Origin of the sequence: Pseudoalteromonas sp. 120-MNA-CIBAN-0494, from assembly GCF_040308885.1 — a bacterium.
Taxonomy (GTDB): domain Bacteria; phylum Pseudomonadota; class Gammaproteobacteria; order Enterobacterales; family Alteromonadaceae; genus Pseudoalteromonas; species Pseudoalteromonas nigrifaciens.
This window is the reverse complement of the sequence record NZ_JBEOOE010000002.1, coordinates 102,733-120,843: the sequence shown is the minus strand read 5'-3', so window position 1 is coordinate 120,843 and position 18,111 is coordinate 102,733. Positions and strand designations below refer to the sequence as shown.

Sequence of the window (18,111 nt, the reverse complement as noted above, 5' to 3'; positions counted from 1 at the left end):
TTTTCGCGACATAATAAATGGTAACTTTGACGATAGGTAATTGATAAACTCAGCGTGTTTAATGAGCAAAAGTAAAAAAACACTCAGTGAATACTAAAAAAGTTAAATAATTATCGTAATTAGTTTAAATCCATCAGTTAATTGGTGAATTTTTTTGCTACAATTGGCTGGCAAATAATGTGAGCAGGTTTAGCCCTAGCAAATGCAGTTGTTACTGCTTGTTTTGGTGAGGTTGACCTGAGTCAGTATATTATTTTTACAGAAGCGATATGATAGTCATTCGGCTTCATACTCGAGCTAACTTAATCTATTTTTTGAGCAAGTCAGGATTATTCGAGCATGGGGCTGTGAGTAACCTTGTTTTAAACAAGGATTTAAATATGATCGTTTCTATTTTATAATTCAAAAAAATTAACCTGCTGTAACTGATGTTCTCAATATAGCAAGTGTTGAGAATCATAGTGGAGATAAGTGGATGAGCAATGCGCCTGTAGACAATGGCCGACGTCGCTTTTTAACCATAGCTACCTCTGTTGTTGGTGGTGTTGGTGCGGCTGGGGCTGCTGTTCCTTTTATTGCGTCTTGGAATCCAAGTGAGCGAGCTAAATCTGCGGGTGCGCCTGTAGAAGTAGACATAAGCAAACTTGAGCCAGGACAATTAATACGTGTCGAGTGGCGTGGTAAACCTGTATGGGTTGTATCACGGACCCCAAAAATGCTTGAGCAAATGAAAGGACATGAAGATCAACTTCGTGACCCGCATTCGCAAGAGCCACAACAATTAGAATCATCAACAAATGATTACCGTTCATTGCGTCCAGAAATATTTTTGGCTGTAGGTATTTGTACTCATTTAGGATGTTCACCTAGCTTTTTACAAGGTGGCTTTGGTGAAAAAGTGGAAGGGACTGACGACGGTTTTTACTGTCCATGTCATGGTTCTAAGTTTGATATGGCTGGCCGTGTATTCCAATCGGTACCTGCACCATTAAACCTAGAAATACCACCATACACTTTTCTTGATGAAACCACTATATTAGTGGGCGAAGAACAAGGAGTGGCCTAATGTTTGGTAAGATTATTGGTTGGCTAGACGACCGTATACCATTGACACGTGTCTGGAACATGCATATTGCACAGTACCCAGCACCTAAAAACTTTAACTTTTGGTACTTCTTTGGCTCACTAGCTATGTTAGTACTAGTTAACCAAATTCTTACAGGAATTTGGTTAACTATGAACTATGTACCTTCTGCTGAGGGGGCGTTTGCATCAGTTGAATACATCATGCGTGATGTTGATTATGGCTGGTTATTACGTTATTTACACTCAACCGGTGCATCAGCGTTTTTCATCGTTGTATATTTACATATGTTCCGTGGCATGATCTACGGCTCTTATCAAAAACCACGGGAATTACTGTGGGTATTTGGTATGTTTATTTTCTTAGCGCTAATGGCCGAAGCATTCATGGGGTACTTATTACCATGGGGGCAAATGTCATTTTGGGGTGCACAGGTAATCATTTCACTATTTGGAGCAATTCCGGTTATAGGTGATGATTTAACACTTTGGATCCGTGGTGATTACGTAATATCGGGTGCAACGCTTAACCGCTTCTTTGCATTGCATGTTATTGCTTTACCATTAGTTATCGTGATTTTAGTATTTTTACACATAGTTGCACTACATGAAGTAGGGTCAAATAACCCTGAAGGCGTAGATAACAAGCGTAAAAAAGGTACGGTAGCTGAAGAAGATAAACCTAAGTTTAAGTTCCATGAATATTATACTGATAAAAAAGATATTCTTGATGCGATCCCGTTCCACCCTTATTACACAGTAAAAGATATTGTGGGTGTGGTTGGTTTCTTAATATTGTTCTGTTGGGTGGTGTTCTTTATGCCAGCCATGGGTGGTTTCTTTTTAGAAGCGCCAAACTTTGAAGCGGCTAACCCGCTGAAAACACCAGAGCATATTTTTCCAGTTTGGTACTTTACGCCATTTTATGCAATCTTACGTGCGATCCCTGATAAGTTAATGGGTGTTGCAGCAATGGGTGCATCTATTGTAGTGCTTGCGTTATTACCTTGGATAGATCGTGGTTCAGTTCGCTCAGTTCGTTACCGTTGTGGTTTCCACAAATGGAACATTGCAGGCTTTGTTGTTACTTTTGTTCTTTTAGGTTGGGTTGGTGCAACACCACAAACTGACATGAAAACAATTGTTTCGCAGATATGTACTGTGACTTACTTTATGTTCTTCGTACTGTTATTTGTATACAGTAAGAATGAAAAAACTAAGCCATTGCCTGAGAGGTTACTGAAATGATGAAAAAGCTACTTATTGGTTTATTTGCTTTATCAATTAATGTGTTGCCGGCAATGGCTGCAGGTCCTTCAGTGGCATTATTAGATGCTGGTAATGACCTAACAGATCAGCCTTCGTTGCAACGCGGTGCTAAATTGTTCATGAACTATTGTGTTGCTTGTCATCAAATGCAATACCAGCGTTATGAACGTACTTTTCGTGATATCGGTATTCCAACGGAAATTGGCGCAGAACAGTTAATTTTTGACGGTTCAAAAGTAGGTAGCCATATTACCAATGCGATGGCGAAAGAAGATGCTGAAAAGTGGTTTGGTGCTGCGCCACCAGATTTAACTAACGTTGCACGTGTTCGTGGTTCTGATTGGATATATACGTATTTAAAATCGTTCTACAAAGATGAGTCACGTCCATTTGGCGTAAACAATACATTGTTTCCATCTGTAGGTATGCCGCATGTTCTGCAAGAACTACAAGGCTTACCAACAGCTATTACAGAAGAAGTAGAAGTGAATGGTCATACTGTGACCAGAATTATTGCTACTGAAACTGATGGCTCAGGTGAATTAAGTGTAGATGAATACGACCAAGCTGCTCGCGATTTAACCAACTTCCTTGAGTACGTGGGTGAACCTTCACGTCTTGAGTCAGAAGCAATAGGTATTAAGGTAATTGGATTTTTATTCATCCTATTTATCTTGGCATTTATGCTTAAGAAAGAATACTGGAGAGATGTTCATTAAGTTTGAACATGTTTAAAGGTAATTTTGCAATAGGGGCTTAAGCCCCTATTGCTGTTTTAGTTATTTAATGGAGGTAGGCATGGCCGTAGCTGCCAATAAGCGCCCTGTAATGACCCTTTTTTCTGGTGCTAACTGTATGTATAGCCACCAAGTACGCATTGTACTTGCTGAAAAAGGTGTAAGTGTAGATATTCATTTGGCTGAAAAAGATAACCTGCCAGAGGCACTTCACGAAATTAACCCTTACGGTACAGTGCCAACACTGATTGACCGTGAGCTTGGTTTATATCAGGCAAATATCATCATGGAATACCTTGATGAACGTTTCCCTCATCCTCCACTAATGCCTGTTTACCCGGTAATGCGTGGCCGTAGCCGTTTAATGATGCACCGTATTGATACTGATTGGTACAGCCTAGCTGACAAAATCACTAACAACGCACCAGATGCTGCTCAAGCTCGTAAAGAGCTAACAGAAGCATTGCTTGCGGTTGCAGCAATCTTTAGCGAAGCACCTTACTTTATGAGTGAAGAGTTTAGCTTAGTAGATTGTTACCTTGCTCCACTATTATGGCGTTTACCTGAATTTGGTATTGAGCTTAACGGTGCAGGTTCTAAAGAGCTTAAAGAGTATATGATCCGCTTATTTGAGCGTGAATCATTCCAAGCTTCTTTAACTGAAACTGAGCGTGAGATCCGTTTATAATGACGCCTAATCGTCCTTATTTATTACGCGCTTTTTTTGATTGGATTGTTGATAACGAATGCACGCCACATTTAGTGGTTGACGCTGATTACCCTGCAGTACAAGTGCCAACACAGTTTGTGCAAGATGGACAAATTGTATTAAACATAAGTCCTTCAGCGGTAACGCAGTTTTCGTTAGATAATGAGCAGCTTAGCTTTAGCGCGCGGTTTGGTGGTCAGCCAATGCAAGTGTATGTGCCTTTAAGGGCTGTACTTGCAATATACGCGCGTGAAAATGGCGAGGGTACGGTCTTTACAGCAGATGAGTTTTTAGAGGACGAAGACGATTTTGCTCCAGATTTTGAAAGTGTTGATTCATCAGCAAATTATGTTGACGAAACACCACCAGAAAAGCCTGAAAAGAAAAAAGGTTCGCATTTACGTGTTATAAAATAATACATTTTATAATCTGTTAATGATAAAAGAAAAACCGCTAATAAGCGGTTTTTTTATGTCTGTATAAAAGTAAAAGGTTTTAGGTATTAGGTAGAGATTAAGCCAAGCACAAAGTTTCGCTTAAGGCTTTATGCCTTAAAGTTTGCGGGAGTGGGCTGCGAGACGTGGGTTAAGGTTGATTGTTGTAACGGCGGGTTTTCCCACCGGTATAAAAAACCTTGCAGTGTTAACTACAAGGCTTTTATATTCCTTGAACCAGCTATCTTTACAAATATTCAAATACTTTAATTACGCGCTCAACACCCGATACATTACGCGCAATATTTACTGCTTGCTCTGCTTCTGCGTCAGAAACTAAACCCATCAAAAATACTTCGGCATTTTCAGTCACTACTTTAATATTATTACTGCTAATATTTTTAGCGGTTAATAGCTGTGCTTTTACTTTTGAGGTTAACCAAGAGTCATGAGTTTGGGTAGTCACCCCAATATTTGAACCAATACGAATTTGGTTATGTATTTTTCGAATGCCAGCAACACTCTCAATGGCTCTATTAGCTTCGTTTTTCATTTCTTCATTGGCAACTTGGCCAACTAATAAAACAATGCCATTAACGCTTACAGCGCTAATATGAGCAAATTTATGCAAGCGATCTACTTCACTAATTGCAATGCTAGCTTTTATTTCAATATTGCTGTCATCGATCTGAGAGCCAATTGTACGACGATCGTTTGCAGCTGTTATTGCACTAGCAGTACCAGCAACCACTGCGGCTGCACACCCTTGCAGTAATACAACCGTGCCTAAAATAATAAGGGAGCGTTTAAACATAATTTTCATCCTGCGGGAAAAGCGTTAAATCAACCAGTTCACTTAAACAATGTAAGTTAACTAAATGCGACTCGATAATACGGCTTGGGCGTTTAGAAGGCGTTCTAATCTCAACATCATTAGGGCCAAGTAAACCAACTAGCTCACCGCCGTCATCACCAACCATAACTATGACCTTCATATCCTTAGTTAGTGCCGCCTCTACCGCTGAAATAATTTGTTTTTCATTACCATTAATAGCCAGTGCCAGCAGTAAGTCACCTTGTTGAGCAAAGGCACGTACTTGACGAGCAAACGTGTCGTAATCGTCAACCTGAGTACTTTGCCCTAAGTTAATACTCTCTTGCGATAACGCAATAGCAGGCAGGCAAGGGCGCTCGGTTTCATAATGATTAACTAAAACACCTGCCATGTGTTGAGCAAGCATATGGCAGTTAGCTGTACCGCAACAAATAAGCTTATTGCCGTTGATCAGGCTTTGAGCAATGGTAAAAGCGGCTGACTCTAATGCACTGGGTAATACCTCACCCGCTGCTATTTGTACCTGAATGCTTTCTGTAAAAATTTCTTTAATTGTGTCTTGCATAGAATACCAACAATTTATACCTAGTTCTTTGTTTTTAAAATACGTTTTTGAGCCAGTTAATATGCATAGACGGCTCTCCAGTGATTGCTACATAATCGATTCTTAACGGCTGATTTGTTAGGTTTTTAGCGGCTAAGTAATGATAAATACTGCGTTTTAAGCGTGCTTGTTTTTGTATACTTAATGCGTAATTAGCGCCGCCGCGAGCGTGGTTTTTACGAAACTTAACTTCCACAAAAACCAAAGTGTTACCGTCTTTCATAATTACATCAAGTTCGCCAAAGGGGCAGTAATAGTTACGCTCAATTGCTGTTAACCCTTGAGAAACTAAATACTTTTGTGCCTGGAGCTCATAATACTGGCCTTTTTCACGACTGTTTTGCCACAGCTGTTTAAACCAAGACATGTCGCCCCCTTAGTTATTCGGTAATGTATAAGTCACTGGCTGATTGCATAAATAATGGTACAGGGCGTTGTGTTTTTAGTTGCACTGCCTTAATCCGACGATTGGTATATTGTGCCCAGTCTAATGTGCGTTCAATATGCCCGCTGGTATTAACCGAGAGCTTACCACTTAAACCGCTAAACTGATTCCCAGGGGAAAGACTTAGTTGTTTAATGTCATGCAATATAGTTACTGCATCGTAGGCCATAGCAAATAAACGCTGACTTATATCGGCGTGCTCTGGCCACAATGTTTCGTATTGCTGGCGAAGATTATGCTGTTTAATTTGCGACTTTAACATCCAAGGAAGTTCGGTAAAGTATAAGCCATCTAAGTCGCCTTTATCGGTACGATCAATTTGGCTACTATGGCTTTTAGAACTAGCATAAAGCGGGATCCTATCAGCAAATGTACTTACATTAACGTCTAAATACGGCTTTATTAAACGGGTTTCTATTGCATCGCCTAAGATATAAATAGCGTCTATATCGCTGCGCGAGCGTGTTTCGTTTTCGACTTCTTGCTTAAATAAAGTTTTAACGGTTTTGATCCGCTCTTTACTTTTATCAACCTCAAGTAAGCTGGTAATCGTATCAGGCATGTCTTGATTACTGTTATAAAAGCCAATTTGTGGTTTGGTTTCGCTATAGCGTTGCCACTGCAGGTTAAAGTAATCAACCAAACGCTGCCCGTTTGCATTATTAGGCGCAAGTAACATAGGCTTTTGGTAGCCCTGAGCTAAAAAGTGCTCTAATGCTTGTTGTACTTCATGCTCGGGATTAAGGGCAAAAAAGTAGTGCTGTAACGAAAGCCGCTCACCATCAAAGGTATTTAAATGCATAGTAGGTATGTCTATAAGCACTTGCGCATTAGCAAGTTTATCTATATTCGCTTTTAACAGTGGACCAACAACAAAGTCGGGTTTTATTTGCGCTATTTTAGCCGTAATTTCATCAACATCACTGTTTTCATCAATAAAAATGGTTTCATTAATGCTTTGCTGATCAAGTGCTGCGAGCACGCCGGCTTTAAGTGCATCACCTAAGCGTTCATTAGCACCAGATTGCGGCAGTAGTACAACTAAACGCTCTATTATTACAGGCGTTAAGTCATTCACTAACTCATCTTGTTTAGATAAAACTACTTTAGCAGGGTGCCCGGGGTAGCGTCTCAACCAATTATTAATAGCTTGGTCAAGTTCAACGGCACTGCCAGCATAAACTTGATGGTACAAAGCAAGGTTAACCCAACCTTGTTGAATAACCGACCCTCTGTTAAAGCGTTCAAGTGTATAAGAGGAAAGCTTTTTTAAGTTATCCCATAAGTTTTGGTTTAGCTGTGCAATATCAATATTGTTTTTAGTAGCAGACTCAGACGCTGCAAAAAAGTAAGGGGCTGCGCGTTTCGCAAAGTCTTGCGATGCATACACACTGGCGGTTAAAAATTGATGCCAGGCAAAATGTTCAGGCTGTTTAAGTTGACCATCTAAAGACTGCAAAATAACTAACGCTTGAGCGTTTTTATTTTGCTGCTTTTGCGCAAACGCAATATAAAGACGATTTTGAATCTGATCAACACTTGGGGTTAATTCTAACTCACCGCATACCTTTTCTAATAACGACCAACTTTGCTCATTCACTGCAGCATCGCGGGCACTATAAAGTAGCTGTATTTTATCGGCACCTTGGCGGTTTTGCGCCAATTGGTAGATAGATAACGCACTATTAGCTTGGTTTTTTAGTGCATTGGCACTGTTACTGAAGTTATCACTGTTTTTAGTTGGTTTTTCGGTTGTGCTACACGCCGATAACCCTGACAATATAATTAATAGACTAACTAGTTTAAGTCGCACAATGATTTCCCAATACGTTAACGCGATTTGCTTATATTACTGACTGACGCAGGAGACCTCAATGTTAAATGAGGAGAATTCACAGAAAATTGGCACTCTTTACATTGTAGCCACCCCAATTGGCAATTATGACGACTTAAGTCAGCGTGCAATCGCGACATTATCGCAAGTTGACTTAATCGCTGCTGAAGACACACGCCATACTGGCAAGCTACTTAGCCACTTTGGTATCAAGGCTAAAACCTTTGCTTTACACGATCATAACGAAAAGCAAAAAGCACAACAAATTATCGACCAACTCAATCAAGGCTTAAATATAGCCTTGGTATCAGACGCGGGCACACCTTTGATCAGCGATCCTGGTTATGCGGTGGTTAATTTATGCCGCGAGCAAGGCGCACATGTTACACCCATTCCTGGAGCATGCGCTGCAATTACCGCGGTATGTTGTTCTGGCTTACCAACTGATCGCTTTCAATTTGTTGGTTTTACACCAGCAAAAAGTAAAGCACGCCAAGAATTTTTTATTGATGCAGTAAATTCTGGCATTACTAGCATAATGTATGAAAGTACCCATCGTATTATGGCAAGCCTTGATGACTTAGCCGAGGCACTTGGCGATGATCAGCAAGTGGTGTTTGCTAAAGAGCTGACTAAAACCTTTGAAACATTTTTTAATGGCAGTGTGAGTGAGTTAAAAGCATTTTTAACTAACGATCCTACCAAGCAGCGCGGCGAAATAGTACTCATGTTGCCGGGTAAACCTAAGCTAATAGACGACGTACCGCCTGAAGCACGTAAAATGCTAGCTCTGCTTGAAAGCGAAATGCCAATGAAAAAAGCCTGCGGTATTGTAGCCGATTACTTTGGTATGAAAAAAAATGCGCTGTATAAAACAATAATTGACGAAAAAGGGTAAATCTTTACTGCGCTTGGCATTATCCTCAGGTATAATCCGCGCCGAGTTAGCCAAGATAATCGCTGCCTGTGACGAAAATGATCAGGGGGAGGAAAGTCCGGGCTCCATAGGGCAGAGTGCCAGTTAACGGCTGGGGGGCGCGAGCCCACGACAAGTGCAGCAGAGAGAAGACCGCCAATCTTCGGATTGGTAAGGGTGAAAGGGTGCGGTAAGAGCGCACCGGGCCGCTAGTAATAGTCGGTTGCAAGGTAAACTCCACTCGGAGCAAGACCAAATAGGGTTCTATCATTTTAAATAATGAACGCGTGGCCCACGTCAGAACCGGGTAGGTTGCTTGAGCCATAGAGCGATTTATGGCCTAGACGAATGATTATCACTTTCTTCGGAAAGGACAGAACCCGGCTTATACGGCTAACTCACTCATTCAATAAAAAGCCCGCAGTGCAAACTGCGGGCTTTTTTGTGTCTAAAATAAAAGTAGGCTCGATATAACCTGATACGACCTTATAAAACTAGCTCCCTGATTTTTAACTAGATAATATTTTTACCTTGCTCGGGATCGCGGGATTGATCGGCCTGCTCGCGTATTTCATCGGTGTCGCTACTTACGTCATCTAAGTTCTTAGTTTGAGTTTGTGTTTCTGATACTTTTTTAGTTGGCGCTATAGGCTCACTTTTTTCTGGGTTTACAGCTTCAAGGTTAGGATCGCTAAGTATAATGCGTTCTCTGGCATCGTCTGGCATGCTGATGTTATGACTAGTAAATTCGTATACTAATTCTCGCATTAGCTGTGAGGCCACTTTAGTGGTACTGAACTGCTCGCTATTAACCCAAAAAAATAACGTAAAGTTAATTGTTGATGAGCCTAGGTTTTTAATTAATACCTGCGCAGGTGGATCGGTTAATACTGCGTTTTGTTGGTTTGCAATTGTGAGGGCTAGGGTTTGTGCGCTGCGTATATCGTTATCATACCCTATGCCTATTTCTACTTTGCCGCGCATTTTAGGGTTGGCAGTGAGGTTTTTAATAATATTTTTGTACACAGTGGCATTAGGTATTTGAATATGGTTACCGTCGTAGTCAACTAAAGTGGTTGCGCGAGCGGTTACTTTTTTAACTATGCCGAGGCGGCCTTCTACCTCAATTACATCATCTATTTTAAAAGGGCGTTGTATGCTTAATAATAAACTAGCTATAAAATTTTCGGCAATATCTCTAAATGCAAAACCGAGAATAAGCCCTATCAAACCTGTGCCACTCATTATAGCTACGGCAAACTGTGTCAGCCCAGCTAAACGTAAAAACAAGTAAATACCCAATAGTAGGATTAAAATACTTATACTTCGCCTTATAACCAGATGAATAAGTGCACTATCGGTTAAATATTCAATAGGTTTAATTAATAGGCGTGATAACGGCCTGGCAAGGATGTAACTTATTACAACTATAATAATCCCTAAAAATAGGGTGGGTAAGGTTTGCACTACTACATGTAGGAATTGCATGCTTTGCTCTTGCAAAAACGCCCACGACAATACATCGGCTTTAATGCTTGGAGTAGCAGGGGCTGCATTAACTGCAGTTATAATGTTATTTAAAGCACTGAGCATGGGGGTTATCCGTGTTAAATCATCTTTATAAACAATAATAGCAAGTTTAATACCAAGCGCATTGGTGTTGGCAAACATTTTGCTCTCTTACTGCTATATAACAAAGGAGTTAAAATGAGCGATGTAAAACGTGGTCAAGATGCACAGCAACCAGTAAATATTCCGTTGCTTGGTTGGTGGGATATTACTAAGCGTATTTTTACTCAAATGAGTCGTGATAATTTATCGTTAGTGGCCGCAGGCGTGGCATTTTATGCGTTACTGGCTATTTTTCCAGCGCTTGCTGCACTTGTATCTATTTATGCCTATTTTGCATCACCTACAGATATAGGGGCGCATTTAAGTCAGGTAATTGAGCTGCTACCAGAGAGTACCGGAGAGTTAATTTTGTCGCAAATAGCCAGTATCGCCCAAAGCTCAAGTACTAGCTTGAGTTTGAGCGCAATTGGCACATTAATATTAACTATTTGGAGTAGTTCAAAGGGCAGCCAAGCATTAATTACAGCCTGTAATATAAGTTATCAGGAATATGAAAAACGCTCATTTTTTAAAGCACAACTTGTACGCTTTCTGTTTTCGATTGGCGCTATTGTGGTGGCTATTTTTGCGCTGTTAATTATTGGTATTTTACCGGTAGTACTTAATTTAGTGGGATTAAAAGAAAATATAGATTTACTCATCACGTTTATTTCATGGCCATTATTAGCATTTACTTTTAACTTTGCCTTAGTGCTTTTATACCGTTACGCGCCGCATCGTAAACCTGCTAAATGGCGTTGGATCACCTTAGGATCTGTTATTGCGACAATTTTATGGATAGTCGCTTCAATTGGTTTTTCATTTTATGTATCGAAATTTGCCAGTTATAACGAAACTTATGGCTCGTTAGGTGGGGTGGTTATTATGCTGATGTGGCTATACATTAGTGCTTATATTGTAATTTTAGGGGCGACAATTAATGCTGCCTCAGAGCAACAAACTGCAATAGATAGTACAATAGGCCCAGATAAAAAAAGAGGTGAGCGCGGAGCCTATGTTGCCGATCATCTTGATGTGAAAGAGCTTAATAGGTAAGTAACTTTACAAGTACTCATAATAGAGTACTTGGGTAATGTTTGGTGCCTAACGCTGTGGTTATTTTAGTGCAATGATTTGGCTTGTGGTTAGTAAGCTCATAAACTGCTCTTTAGGTAAGGGTTTTGAAAATAAATAGCCCTGCCCATAGTCGCAACCAGCTTCAAGTAACAGTTGCATTTGCTGCTTGGTTTCTATTCCTTCAGCAATTACTTTTAACCCTAACTGATGCGCCATAACGATAATGGTTTCGCACAATACCAGCTCCTGGCTACCTTTATTAATGTTATCAACAAAGCGTTTATCTATTTTAAGGTAGTCGGTATCCATTTCTTGTAAGTAAGCGAGAGAAGAGTAACCGGTGCCAAAATCATCAAGGGCTAATTGCATTCCCGACTGAACCAGTGCCTTTAAACGGCTTTGTGTTAAAGCCTCAGGGTTGACCATTAAGCCTTCTGTTATTTCAGCAACAATTGATGATGCAGGCAGGTTTGCTGCATTAAGCATAGCTCCCCACTCATCTATCCCGCTATCTGGGGTAGATAGCTGTATTGGCGATACATTAACGCTCAGCTGAAAATCATTGGTTATGTGTGCTTTTATATCATTGAGTGTTTGTAATGCTTGGGAGAAAACAAATTGCCCAAGTATATTTATTTGTCGGGTTTCCTCAGCTAACGGAATAAAGTCAGCAGGGCTTATTAAGCCTTTTTCAGGGTGACGCCAACGAATTAATCCTTCAGCTTTGTGTACGTGCAAGTCTTTTAGGCAGACGATAGGTTGATAAAACAATTCAAACTGCTCAAGCTCTATTGCTGTTCGTAATTCTTTAAGTAGCAGCATGCGCATTTGCGCTTTTTCGCGCATGTCATGGGAGAAAAATTCAAAACCATTACGGCCATTAACTTTTGCTTTATACATTGCTTGATCGGCTGCTTTGAGTATCTGCTCAGTATTTTCGCCATCATTAGGGGCTGAGGCAATACCTATACTGGCACTAATAAACAACTCTTCGTTTTCAATATAAATAGCCGATGACAAGCTAAGTAAAATATTTTCAGCTATTTGCTTTATATGCTGTTCTTTAATTTTACTAAATACGATTACAAATTCGTCGCCGCCAATGCGGGCAACAAACTCGGCATTTTTTGCTGACTCTAAAATACGCTGCGACACAAATTTAAGTAAAGCATCACCATAATGGTGCCCTAAAGTGTCGTTAACGTCTTTAAAGTGATCTATGTCGAGCAACATAATAACCAGTTGCTCGGCATTATTTTCTACACGCGTAAAACATTCATTTAAACGTTTTTTTAACTCTAATCGATTCGGTAAGTCAGTAAGGTGATCAAAGTGAGCTTGTTTCCAAATAAGCGCATCGGCTTGTTTTTTTTCTGTTAAGTCTGTAAATATGGCTATACGACGAACCGGCATGTTATTGTCATCATACACAGTATCTATAGTTAACCATTCCACGTAAAGCTCACCATTTTTACGGCGATTAATAATTTCTCCCTGCCAACGCCCCGTGCTTGTTAGTTCTGCCCACAGAGCCTGATAAAATGTCTTATCGTGCTTGCCAGAGGACAAAACACTGATCGTTTTATTAATTACTTCTTCTTTAGAAAAAAGCGTGGTTTTACTAAAAGCAGGGTTAACATCGAATATAATGCCATTTTCATCGGTTATAGCCATTCCTTCACTACTGTTACCGTACACAAGCGACGCTAAGTGTAGGGCTTCTTCATTTTGTTTGCGCTGGGTTATATCGCGTAGCACTACTACAAACTCATGGTTAGTTTGCATTGGGTTTATTCTGGCTTCAAAGCTTTTAATATCAGTTTGGCTTTGCAAGGTAAACTCTAAGTTACTTGAGCTTTTTGAAGTTGAAGTAGGGAGGTTATTGAGAATTAACTGTGCATTACGCTCAGTAACAAAACTAGCTAAAGTTAAGTTGTTTACCGATTGCGTAACATCAGGAATATTAAATGATCCCCCAATATTAGAAACATCACCTTTGTTGTTAATCTTTAAGTAACTATCTGGCAGCGCACTTAATAAACTGGTTAACTCATCGTGTTTATTTTTAAGGTTAGCCTCAGTAGCTAAGCGAGTTTCAGCCATTATTTTAAAGCGTTGATATAAAACCTTGAGTTCGGGGCTGTTAGGAGTGTCATTTTGCTCAGATGGCATAACGCCATTTGCTAAGCTGTCGGTTGCTTTAGTTAGGTTATTAATAGGTGTAAAAATACTTACTTTAAGTAGTTTGTAGGCAATAAATGTTAGCAGTAATAAAAAGATTATAAATACAGTTAAAGAGATTATAAAGTTATGATTTATTTGTGCTAAAACATCGGTGACGGGTAAACCAATATAAATATCTAAGTTGTTATTATGTGGATCGTTATAAATAGTTGAGCGAGAAAAAATACGGATAACACCTTGCTCATCTGTAATAAAATGAGAATCAGCCTGCATCGACTCCACATAACTTTGGGCAATGCTATTACCTATTAAAGTAGTGTTTTTGGGGTAGTGAGCTAAAATTTTAGTGTTAGAATCAACAATGGCAACTAACGATCCATCAGGTAAGTTAATTTCATTTATTGCTGCATTCCACCAATCTAAGGCAATCACAATTATAACAGCGCCTTTGGTAACCCCAGCGGTATTTTTTAACGACAGCGCAAAATTCACCGTTGTTGTTTGTAAACTTCGATCTAGCTGAAAATAGCCTACAGATAGCATGTCGCTATTTAATGCATTTTTAAAATAATCTCTATCTGCAATATTTATATTTTTTACTTGCCCCGATGTGGCGCAACTAATATTCCCCTGCAAGTCAATCATGCCAATATTAGCAACATTATTGTAGAGTGACTTAAATAGCTCAAAATAGTCAGGGCAGGTGGTTAGCAGCTCATCATGCTTGCTTTCTTGTTGTGCGATATAGCGCGCTAAACGCTCAATATCATCAAGCATATTTTTTTGTTGTAATGAAAAACGGTTGGCAATATTGGTTGCTTGTAGCTCACTTTGCTTAATTGAATAGTTACGTTCTAGTAATAACGTAAAAATGATCACAGCGACCCCAGGAATGCTAAATAAAATAAGCAAACGGTAAAGCTGATTTTTAAGTGAAGTGGTAAAAATAATAATGCCTTAATAGAGATTTACGCCAAAAATAATTGTAGCTAACTTTTTGTTTAATAACCATATAAATAATAAGGATTAAAGCATTGCTTATTAAATCAAAAATCAGCTGTAATAACTACTTTAACAGCAAGTCATTTAATAACGGTTATAGCAAACTGTAATTTTTTAGGATAAAAACTAAAATTCGTTTAAAAAGAATAAATGGTACGAATTAAACATATATACGTAAATTTTCAGTGTGCTTAAATAGTGTTATCTACTTTATTGGAGCAATAAAATGAAAGTAATTAAACAACTAAGTGCGCACGCAACCCAAGATGGTGATGGCGTTAATATTAGTAGAATTCCCGGTTTTGATGGCAAGCACCTAGATCCCTTTTTAATGATTGACGAACTAAAGTCAGATAATAAAAACGATTACATTGGCGGTTTTCCTGCGCATCCTCATCGTGGTATGGAAACCTTTACCTATATTATTAAAGGTGGCTTTGAACACCGTGACCAAATGGGTAATAAAAAGGCCATAAAAGCAGGCGATGTACAATGGATGAGTACAGGTAAAGGGGTAATGCACAGTGAAATGCCATTGGCAGATGCCAATGAAGGGTTACATGGTTTTCAGATATGGATCAATATGCCCAGTGCAGAAAAAATGCGCGCACCAATTTACCAAGATACAACAGCGCACCCTGCGCCAGTTGCCACAAATGATAATGGAGTAACACTTAAAGCATTGGCAGGCACATGGCAGTTTGCCGATCAGGCTTTAACATCAAGCCTACAAACGCTCGCTGCAAATGCCGCTTTAGCTGATGTAACTTTACCTGCAGGACAGCGTTTTGAGTTGCCACCACTTAGCCAGCAAAAAGTGATGCTATATATTCATACCGGTTCGTTAACTACGCAAGCAGGTAACGTTATTGCAGCAAAACAGCTGTTAATACTAGAACCAGGTAGTGACATTGACTTATATACAGAGCAAGGAGCAGGTGTGCTTATTTTAGCTGGTGATGAGCTTCAACAACCAATCGCTCACATGGGGCCATTTGTAATGACCACTGAAGCTGAAATTCAGCAAGCTATTCGTGATTATCAAAACGGTGAGTTTGGTAATATTTAGAATCGCCGATTTATGATCAATGATCAATTAAGCCGCTTAACAAAGGCTAAAGCTATCAATTAGTGCTGCGCTATTATTTATTGCGCGGCACTGGTTTTATCCATTAAGCTAATAATCTTGCTAGCCAGGCATATTTTTTGATTAAACCAGATTTAGTACTACTAGCCTGCACAACAGCACCGGCTAAAAATGCGCTTGAAATACCAACTTTGGTAACCGCAAAGCGTTTTAATCTGTACTTAAACGCCATGTGATGTTGGCGTTTTAATTCACTTTGTAAATCCATTTGTTTACTAAGATTATTCACCGCTTTGTTTGGCGACTGAATTAAATAGTTAACCAGCATTGTTATCTCCTTGAAGGTTAAATAACCTGAACTTTGGATAATAAATCTATCTCAAACAGCTACTTTAAGCGCTAACTGCGTTGAATTTACTTGCAATAGGCCAGCTATTGACGCGTCAATTCGTCTTGTTTTCACTGAAAGTTTCTGGCTAGAGAAAATAAATTTAAACATAGCTATGATTCAATACGTTAGTAAATCTTTTAACCAGAGTTCAGGTTAAATAACTGTTTTAAGCTACGTAATGTTTTACTAAAGCCAATTTTGTTACTTAAATAAATAGCACTTTTCCAAAGCCAAATTAAGCCTATAATTTGTAGTAAAGTTGCGGTTGCTATACTTAGCCATACAGAGGCAAATAACTCATAAACTCCAAAGCCAATTGCGCCCAATAAAACAATCCACAACAAAATCAAACCGCTGGCAAAACAACCCAAAAGTATAGTAATGAGTGCAAGTGATCTGAGCGACAAATGCCACTCAGCTTTTGCTAATTGTTTGGTAAGTTTGCCTTGCGTTTTGTAGTCATCCTTAATTTGCTCAGAATAGGCTAAAAGCTTAGCAATATGATCTTGCCAATCTTCCTTTTGGCTCGCGTCTTGGGCCGTTTGATTTTGAGCGTCACCATCCTTGGTCGCTGTTGTTTGTGGATTATTCATCATTGTTTACTTACGACGAAACAATGCAGTTACTAGCATACCTGCGGCAAATGCAATTCCAGCTGTTGCTAATGGGTTCTCTGCTGCAAGGGTGCGTGTTTTAGATGTATATTCACCTAGTTTTTCACGGGCAATGAGTTGCTTTTCACTCAGTGTTTCAGCAGAGCTAGTTGCCCCTTTTCTTACGCTGCTCTCTGCTACGGCTGCTTTACTAGAAAGTGCATCTACTGCGTCGTGTGCAGCCGATGTTGCTTTTTCTGTAAAGGGTGCTTCGTTAACTTCAGGTTTAGTCGCTGTAGTTGTTGATGTTTTAGTATTTGTTGCAGTAGCCATAATCAATCCTTAATAAAAATAAAGTTAAAAAATTTATTGGTAAATTTATAGTTGCAATGATCAAACCAACTTTAAAATAAATCTAAACCCATGATTTGTATTGGTATATTAGTTTTTAGGTTGGCTGGCTTTAACTTGAGTAGTAACAATTGCCCTATAATTGAGTAAATTTTACAAATGGCTAAATCACGCCTTAAAATTTGTAATTGTTCACTGGTTATTCAGTAAGCAAAAAGTGTAAACGAAAGGTTACTTAAAATGATAAGAAAAAATCTCACCACGAATTCCATTTTTTCCCACTTAATTCAATCGCTTTACGCTAAGCCTTATTTTTTCTAGCTTTGAGACGCGTTAAAGGAAGCCTGATTACTTGACAAAAAGCCTTGTCAAGCCCTAAACTGGAGCACTGTGGTAAAAAGTGGTTTATAGTGGATCAAAATGGATCGGGTTAATCAAAAGTGTTGATTAAAACAATTTTAAAGTAGGCTTTTTATGTTTCGTGGCGCAAGTTCGCTGAGTTTGGATGATAAAGGACGTTTTGCGGTACCCACTAAGTACCGAGACGATCTATTGTCTGAAGATCAGGGAACGGTTATTTGTACCGTCGCATTAAATGAGCCGTGTTTATGGTTATATCCATTGGCACAATGGCAAGAAATAGAAAGCCGCCTAGCAAAAATATCTAATATGAACCCACGAGCCCGTCGTATGCAGCGCATGTTGCTGGGTAATGCTACTGAATATCAACTTGATAAAAATGGCCGGATTTTGCTAGCGCCTTCGTTGCGCGCCCATGCAGATCTTGGCAAAAAAATCATGCTAGTTGGTTTAATGAATAAATTTGAAATATGGGATGAAGCGCGTTGGCATCAGCAAATGCGCCAAGATACAGAGCTTGAAAGGCTTGGTGATTTTGAACCACACCCAGATTTAGATAATTTCACACTCTAACGGCACAATAAAAGGC

The 18,111-nt window shown here is 39.4% G+C and carries 18 protein-coding genes and 1 other RNA gene; 10 read left to right on the top strand and 9 right to left on the bottom strand.

Going from position 1 to position 18,111, the window contains the following annotated elements; all coding sequences use genetic code 11:
• Positions 1-475: 475 nt before the first annotated feature.
• The 5 genes from petA (at position 476) to AAEY55_RS02225 (ending at position 4,214) form a co-directional block, all read left to right on the top strand.
• Positions 476-1,066: a ubiquinol-cytochrome c reductase iron-sulfur subunit gene (gene petA, locus AAEY55_RS02245; protein ID WP_011329178.1), complete on the top strand. Its 591-nt coding sequence runs from the start codon at positions 476-478 to the stop codon at positions 1,064-1,066.
• Complete coding sequence (locus AAEY55_RS02240; protein WP_011329177.1) at positions 1,066-2,331, top strand: cytochrome b N-terminal domain-containing protein; 1,266 nt, start codon at positions 1,066-1,068, stop codon at positions 2,329-2,331. Before petA ends, AAEY55_RS02240 begins: the two co-directional genes overlap by 1 nt.
• Positions 2,328-3,071, top strand: a complete 744-nt coding sequence (locus tag AAEY55_RS02235; RefSeq protein WP_011329176.1) for a cytochrome c1 — start codon at positions 2,328-2,330, stop codon at positions 3,069-3,071. The genes AAEY55_RS02240 and AAEY55_RS02235 overlap by 4 nt, the downstream gene beginning before the upstream one ends.
• Before the next feature lie 79 nt (positions 3,072-3,150).
• Entirely contained in the window at positions 3,151-3,777 is a 627-nt protein-coding gene (gene sspA, locus AAEY55_RS02230) for a stringent starvation protein SspA (RefSeq protein ID WP_011329175.1), read from the top strand.
• Entirely contained in the window at positions 3,777-4,214 is a 438-nt protein-coding gene (locus AAEY55_RS02225) for a ClpXP protease specificity-enhancing factor (RefSeq protein ID WP_011329174.1), read from the top strand. The genes sspA and AAEY55_RS02225 overlap by 1 nt, the downstream gene beginning before the upstream one ends.
• Positions 4,215-4,479: 265 nt before the next feature.
• Here the strand turns inward: AAEY55_RS02225 and dolP are convergent, their stop codons facing one another.
• Genes dolP through AAEY55_RS02205 form a run of 4 tightly spaced genes read right to left on the bottom strand, consistent with a single transcriptional unit; the run spans position 4,480 to position 7,929 of the window.
• Positions 4,480-5,046: a division/outer membrane stress-associated lipid-binding lipoprotein gene (dolP, locus tag AAEY55_RS02220; RefSeq protein ID WP_011329173.1), complete on the bottom strand. Its 567-nt coding sequence runs from the start codon at positions 5,044-5,046 to the stop codon at positions 4,480-4,482.
• Positions 5,039-5,632: an SIS domain-containing protein gene (locus AAEY55_RS02215; RefSeq protein ID WP_011329172.1), complete on the bottom strand. Its 594-nt coding sequence runs from the start codon at positions 5,630-5,632 to the stop codon at positions 5,039-5,041. The genes dolP and AAEY55_RS02215 overlap by 8 nt, the downstream gene beginning before the upstream one ends.
• Positions 5,633-5,666: 34 nt before the next feature.
• Positions 5,667-6,038 carry a YraN family protein gene (locus AAEY55_RS02210; protein WP_011329171.1) on the bottom strand — a complete coding sequence of 124 codons (372 nt, stop codon included), beginning with the start codon at positions 6,036-6,038 and terminating at the stop codon, positions 5,667-5,669.
• A gap of 13 nt (positions 6,039-6,051) precedes the next feature.
• Positions 6,052-7,929 (bottom strand): penicillin-binding protein activator, encoded by a 1,878-nt coding sequence (locus tag AAEY55_RS02205; protein WP_182683927.1) that lies wholly within the window; start codon positions 7,927-7,929, stop codon positions 6,052-6,054.
• 61 nt (positions 7,930-7,990) lie between these two features.
• Here AAEY55_RS02205 and rsmI point away from each other — a divergent pair, with 61 nt between their 5' ends.
• Both rsmI and rnpB read left to right on the top strand, forming a co-directional pair.
• Positions 7,991-8,848, top strand: a complete 858-nt coding sequence (gene rsmI, locus AAEY55_RS02200) for a 16S rRNA (cytidine(1402)-2'-O)-methyltransferase (protein WP_086995415.1) — start codon at positions 7,991-7,993, stop codon at positions 8,846-8,848.
• A gap of 43 nt (positions 8,849-8,891) precedes the next feature.
• An RNA gene (rnpB, locus tag AAEY55_RS02195) (RNase P RNA component class A) lies at positions 8,892-9,270 on the top strand.
• 109 nt (positions 9,271-9,379) lie between these two features.
• On the opposite strand, the gene AAEY55_RS02190 is transcribed toward rnpB, so the two are convergent.
• Complete coding sequence (locus AAEY55_RS02190) at positions 9,380-10,459, bottom strand: mechanosensitive ion channel domain-containing protein (protein ID WP_350550035.1); 1,080 nt, start codon at positions 10,457-10,459, stop codon at positions 9,380-9,382.
• A gap of 114 nt (positions 10,460-10,573) precedes the next feature.
• Between AAEY55_RS02190 and AAEY55_RS02185 the strand changes: the two genes are divergently transcribed.
• The gene (locus tag AAEY55_RS02185; RefSeq protein WP_011329167.1) at positions 10,574-11,533 is read left to right on the top strand and encodes a YihY/virulence factor BrkB family protein; all 960 of its coding nucleotides are present in this window, start codon (positions 10,574-10,576) and stop codon (positions 11,531-11,533) included.
• A 60-nt stretch (positions 11,534-11,593) separates the two neighbouring features.
• Here the strand turns inward: AAEY55_RS02185 and AAEY55_RS02180 are convergent, their stop codons facing one another.
• Positions 11,594-14,617 (bottom strand): EAL domain-containing protein, encoded by a 3,024-nt coding sequence (locus AAEY55_RS02180; RefSeq protein WP_350549920.1) that lies wholly within the window; start codon positions 14,615-14,617, stop codon positions 11,594-11,596.
• Between the two features lie 349 nt (positions 14,618-14,966).
• Between AAEY55_RS02180 and AAEY55_RS02175 the strand changes: the two genes are divergently transcribed.
• A complete protein-coding gene (locus AAEY55_RS02175) occupies positions 14,967-15,809 on the top strand; it encodes a pirin family protein (protein ID WP_086993251.1) in 843 nt (280 codons plus the stop codon).
• A gap of 103 nt (positions 15,810-15,912) precedes the next feature.
• Here the strand turns inward: AAEY55_RS02175 and AAEY55_RS02170 are convergent, their stop codons facing one another.
• The 3 genes from AAEY55_RS02170 to AAEY55_RS02160 form a co-directional block, all read right to left on the bottom strand.
• On the bottom strand, positions 15,913-16,155 hold the full coding sequence (locus tag AAEY55_RS02170) for a hypothetical protein (RefSeq protein WP_011329164.1): 243 nt from the start codon (positions 16,153-16,155) through the stop codon (positions 15,913-15,915).
• A 200-nt stretch (positions 16,156-16,355) separates the two neighbouring features.
• The gene (locus AAEY55_RS02165; RefSeq protein WP_350550032.1) at positions 16,356-16,811 is read right to left on the bottom strand and encodes a hypothetical protein; all 456 of its coding nucleotides are present in this window, start codon (positions 16,809-16,811) and stop codon (positions 16,356-16,358) included.
• Between the two features lie 6 nt (positions 16,812-16,817).
• Positions 16,818-17,144, bottom strand: coding sequence for a hypothetical protein (locus AAEY55_RS02160; RefSeq protein WP_011329162.1), 327 nt, complete (start codon positions 17,142-17,144; stop codon positions 16,818-16,820).
• A 492-nt stretch (positions 17,145-17,636) separates the two neighbouring features.
• Here AAEY55_RS02160 and mraZ point away from each other — a divergent pair, with 492 nt between their 5' ends.
• Positions 17,637-18,095 carry a division/cell wall cluster transcriptional repressor MraZ gene (mraZ, locus tag AAEY55_RS02155; RefSeq protein WP_011329161.1) on the top strand — a complete coding sequence of 153 codons (459 nt, stop codon included), beginning with the start codon at positions 17,637-17,639 and terminating at the stop codon, positions 18,093-18,095.
• Positions 18,096-18,111: the final 16 nt, after the last annotated feature.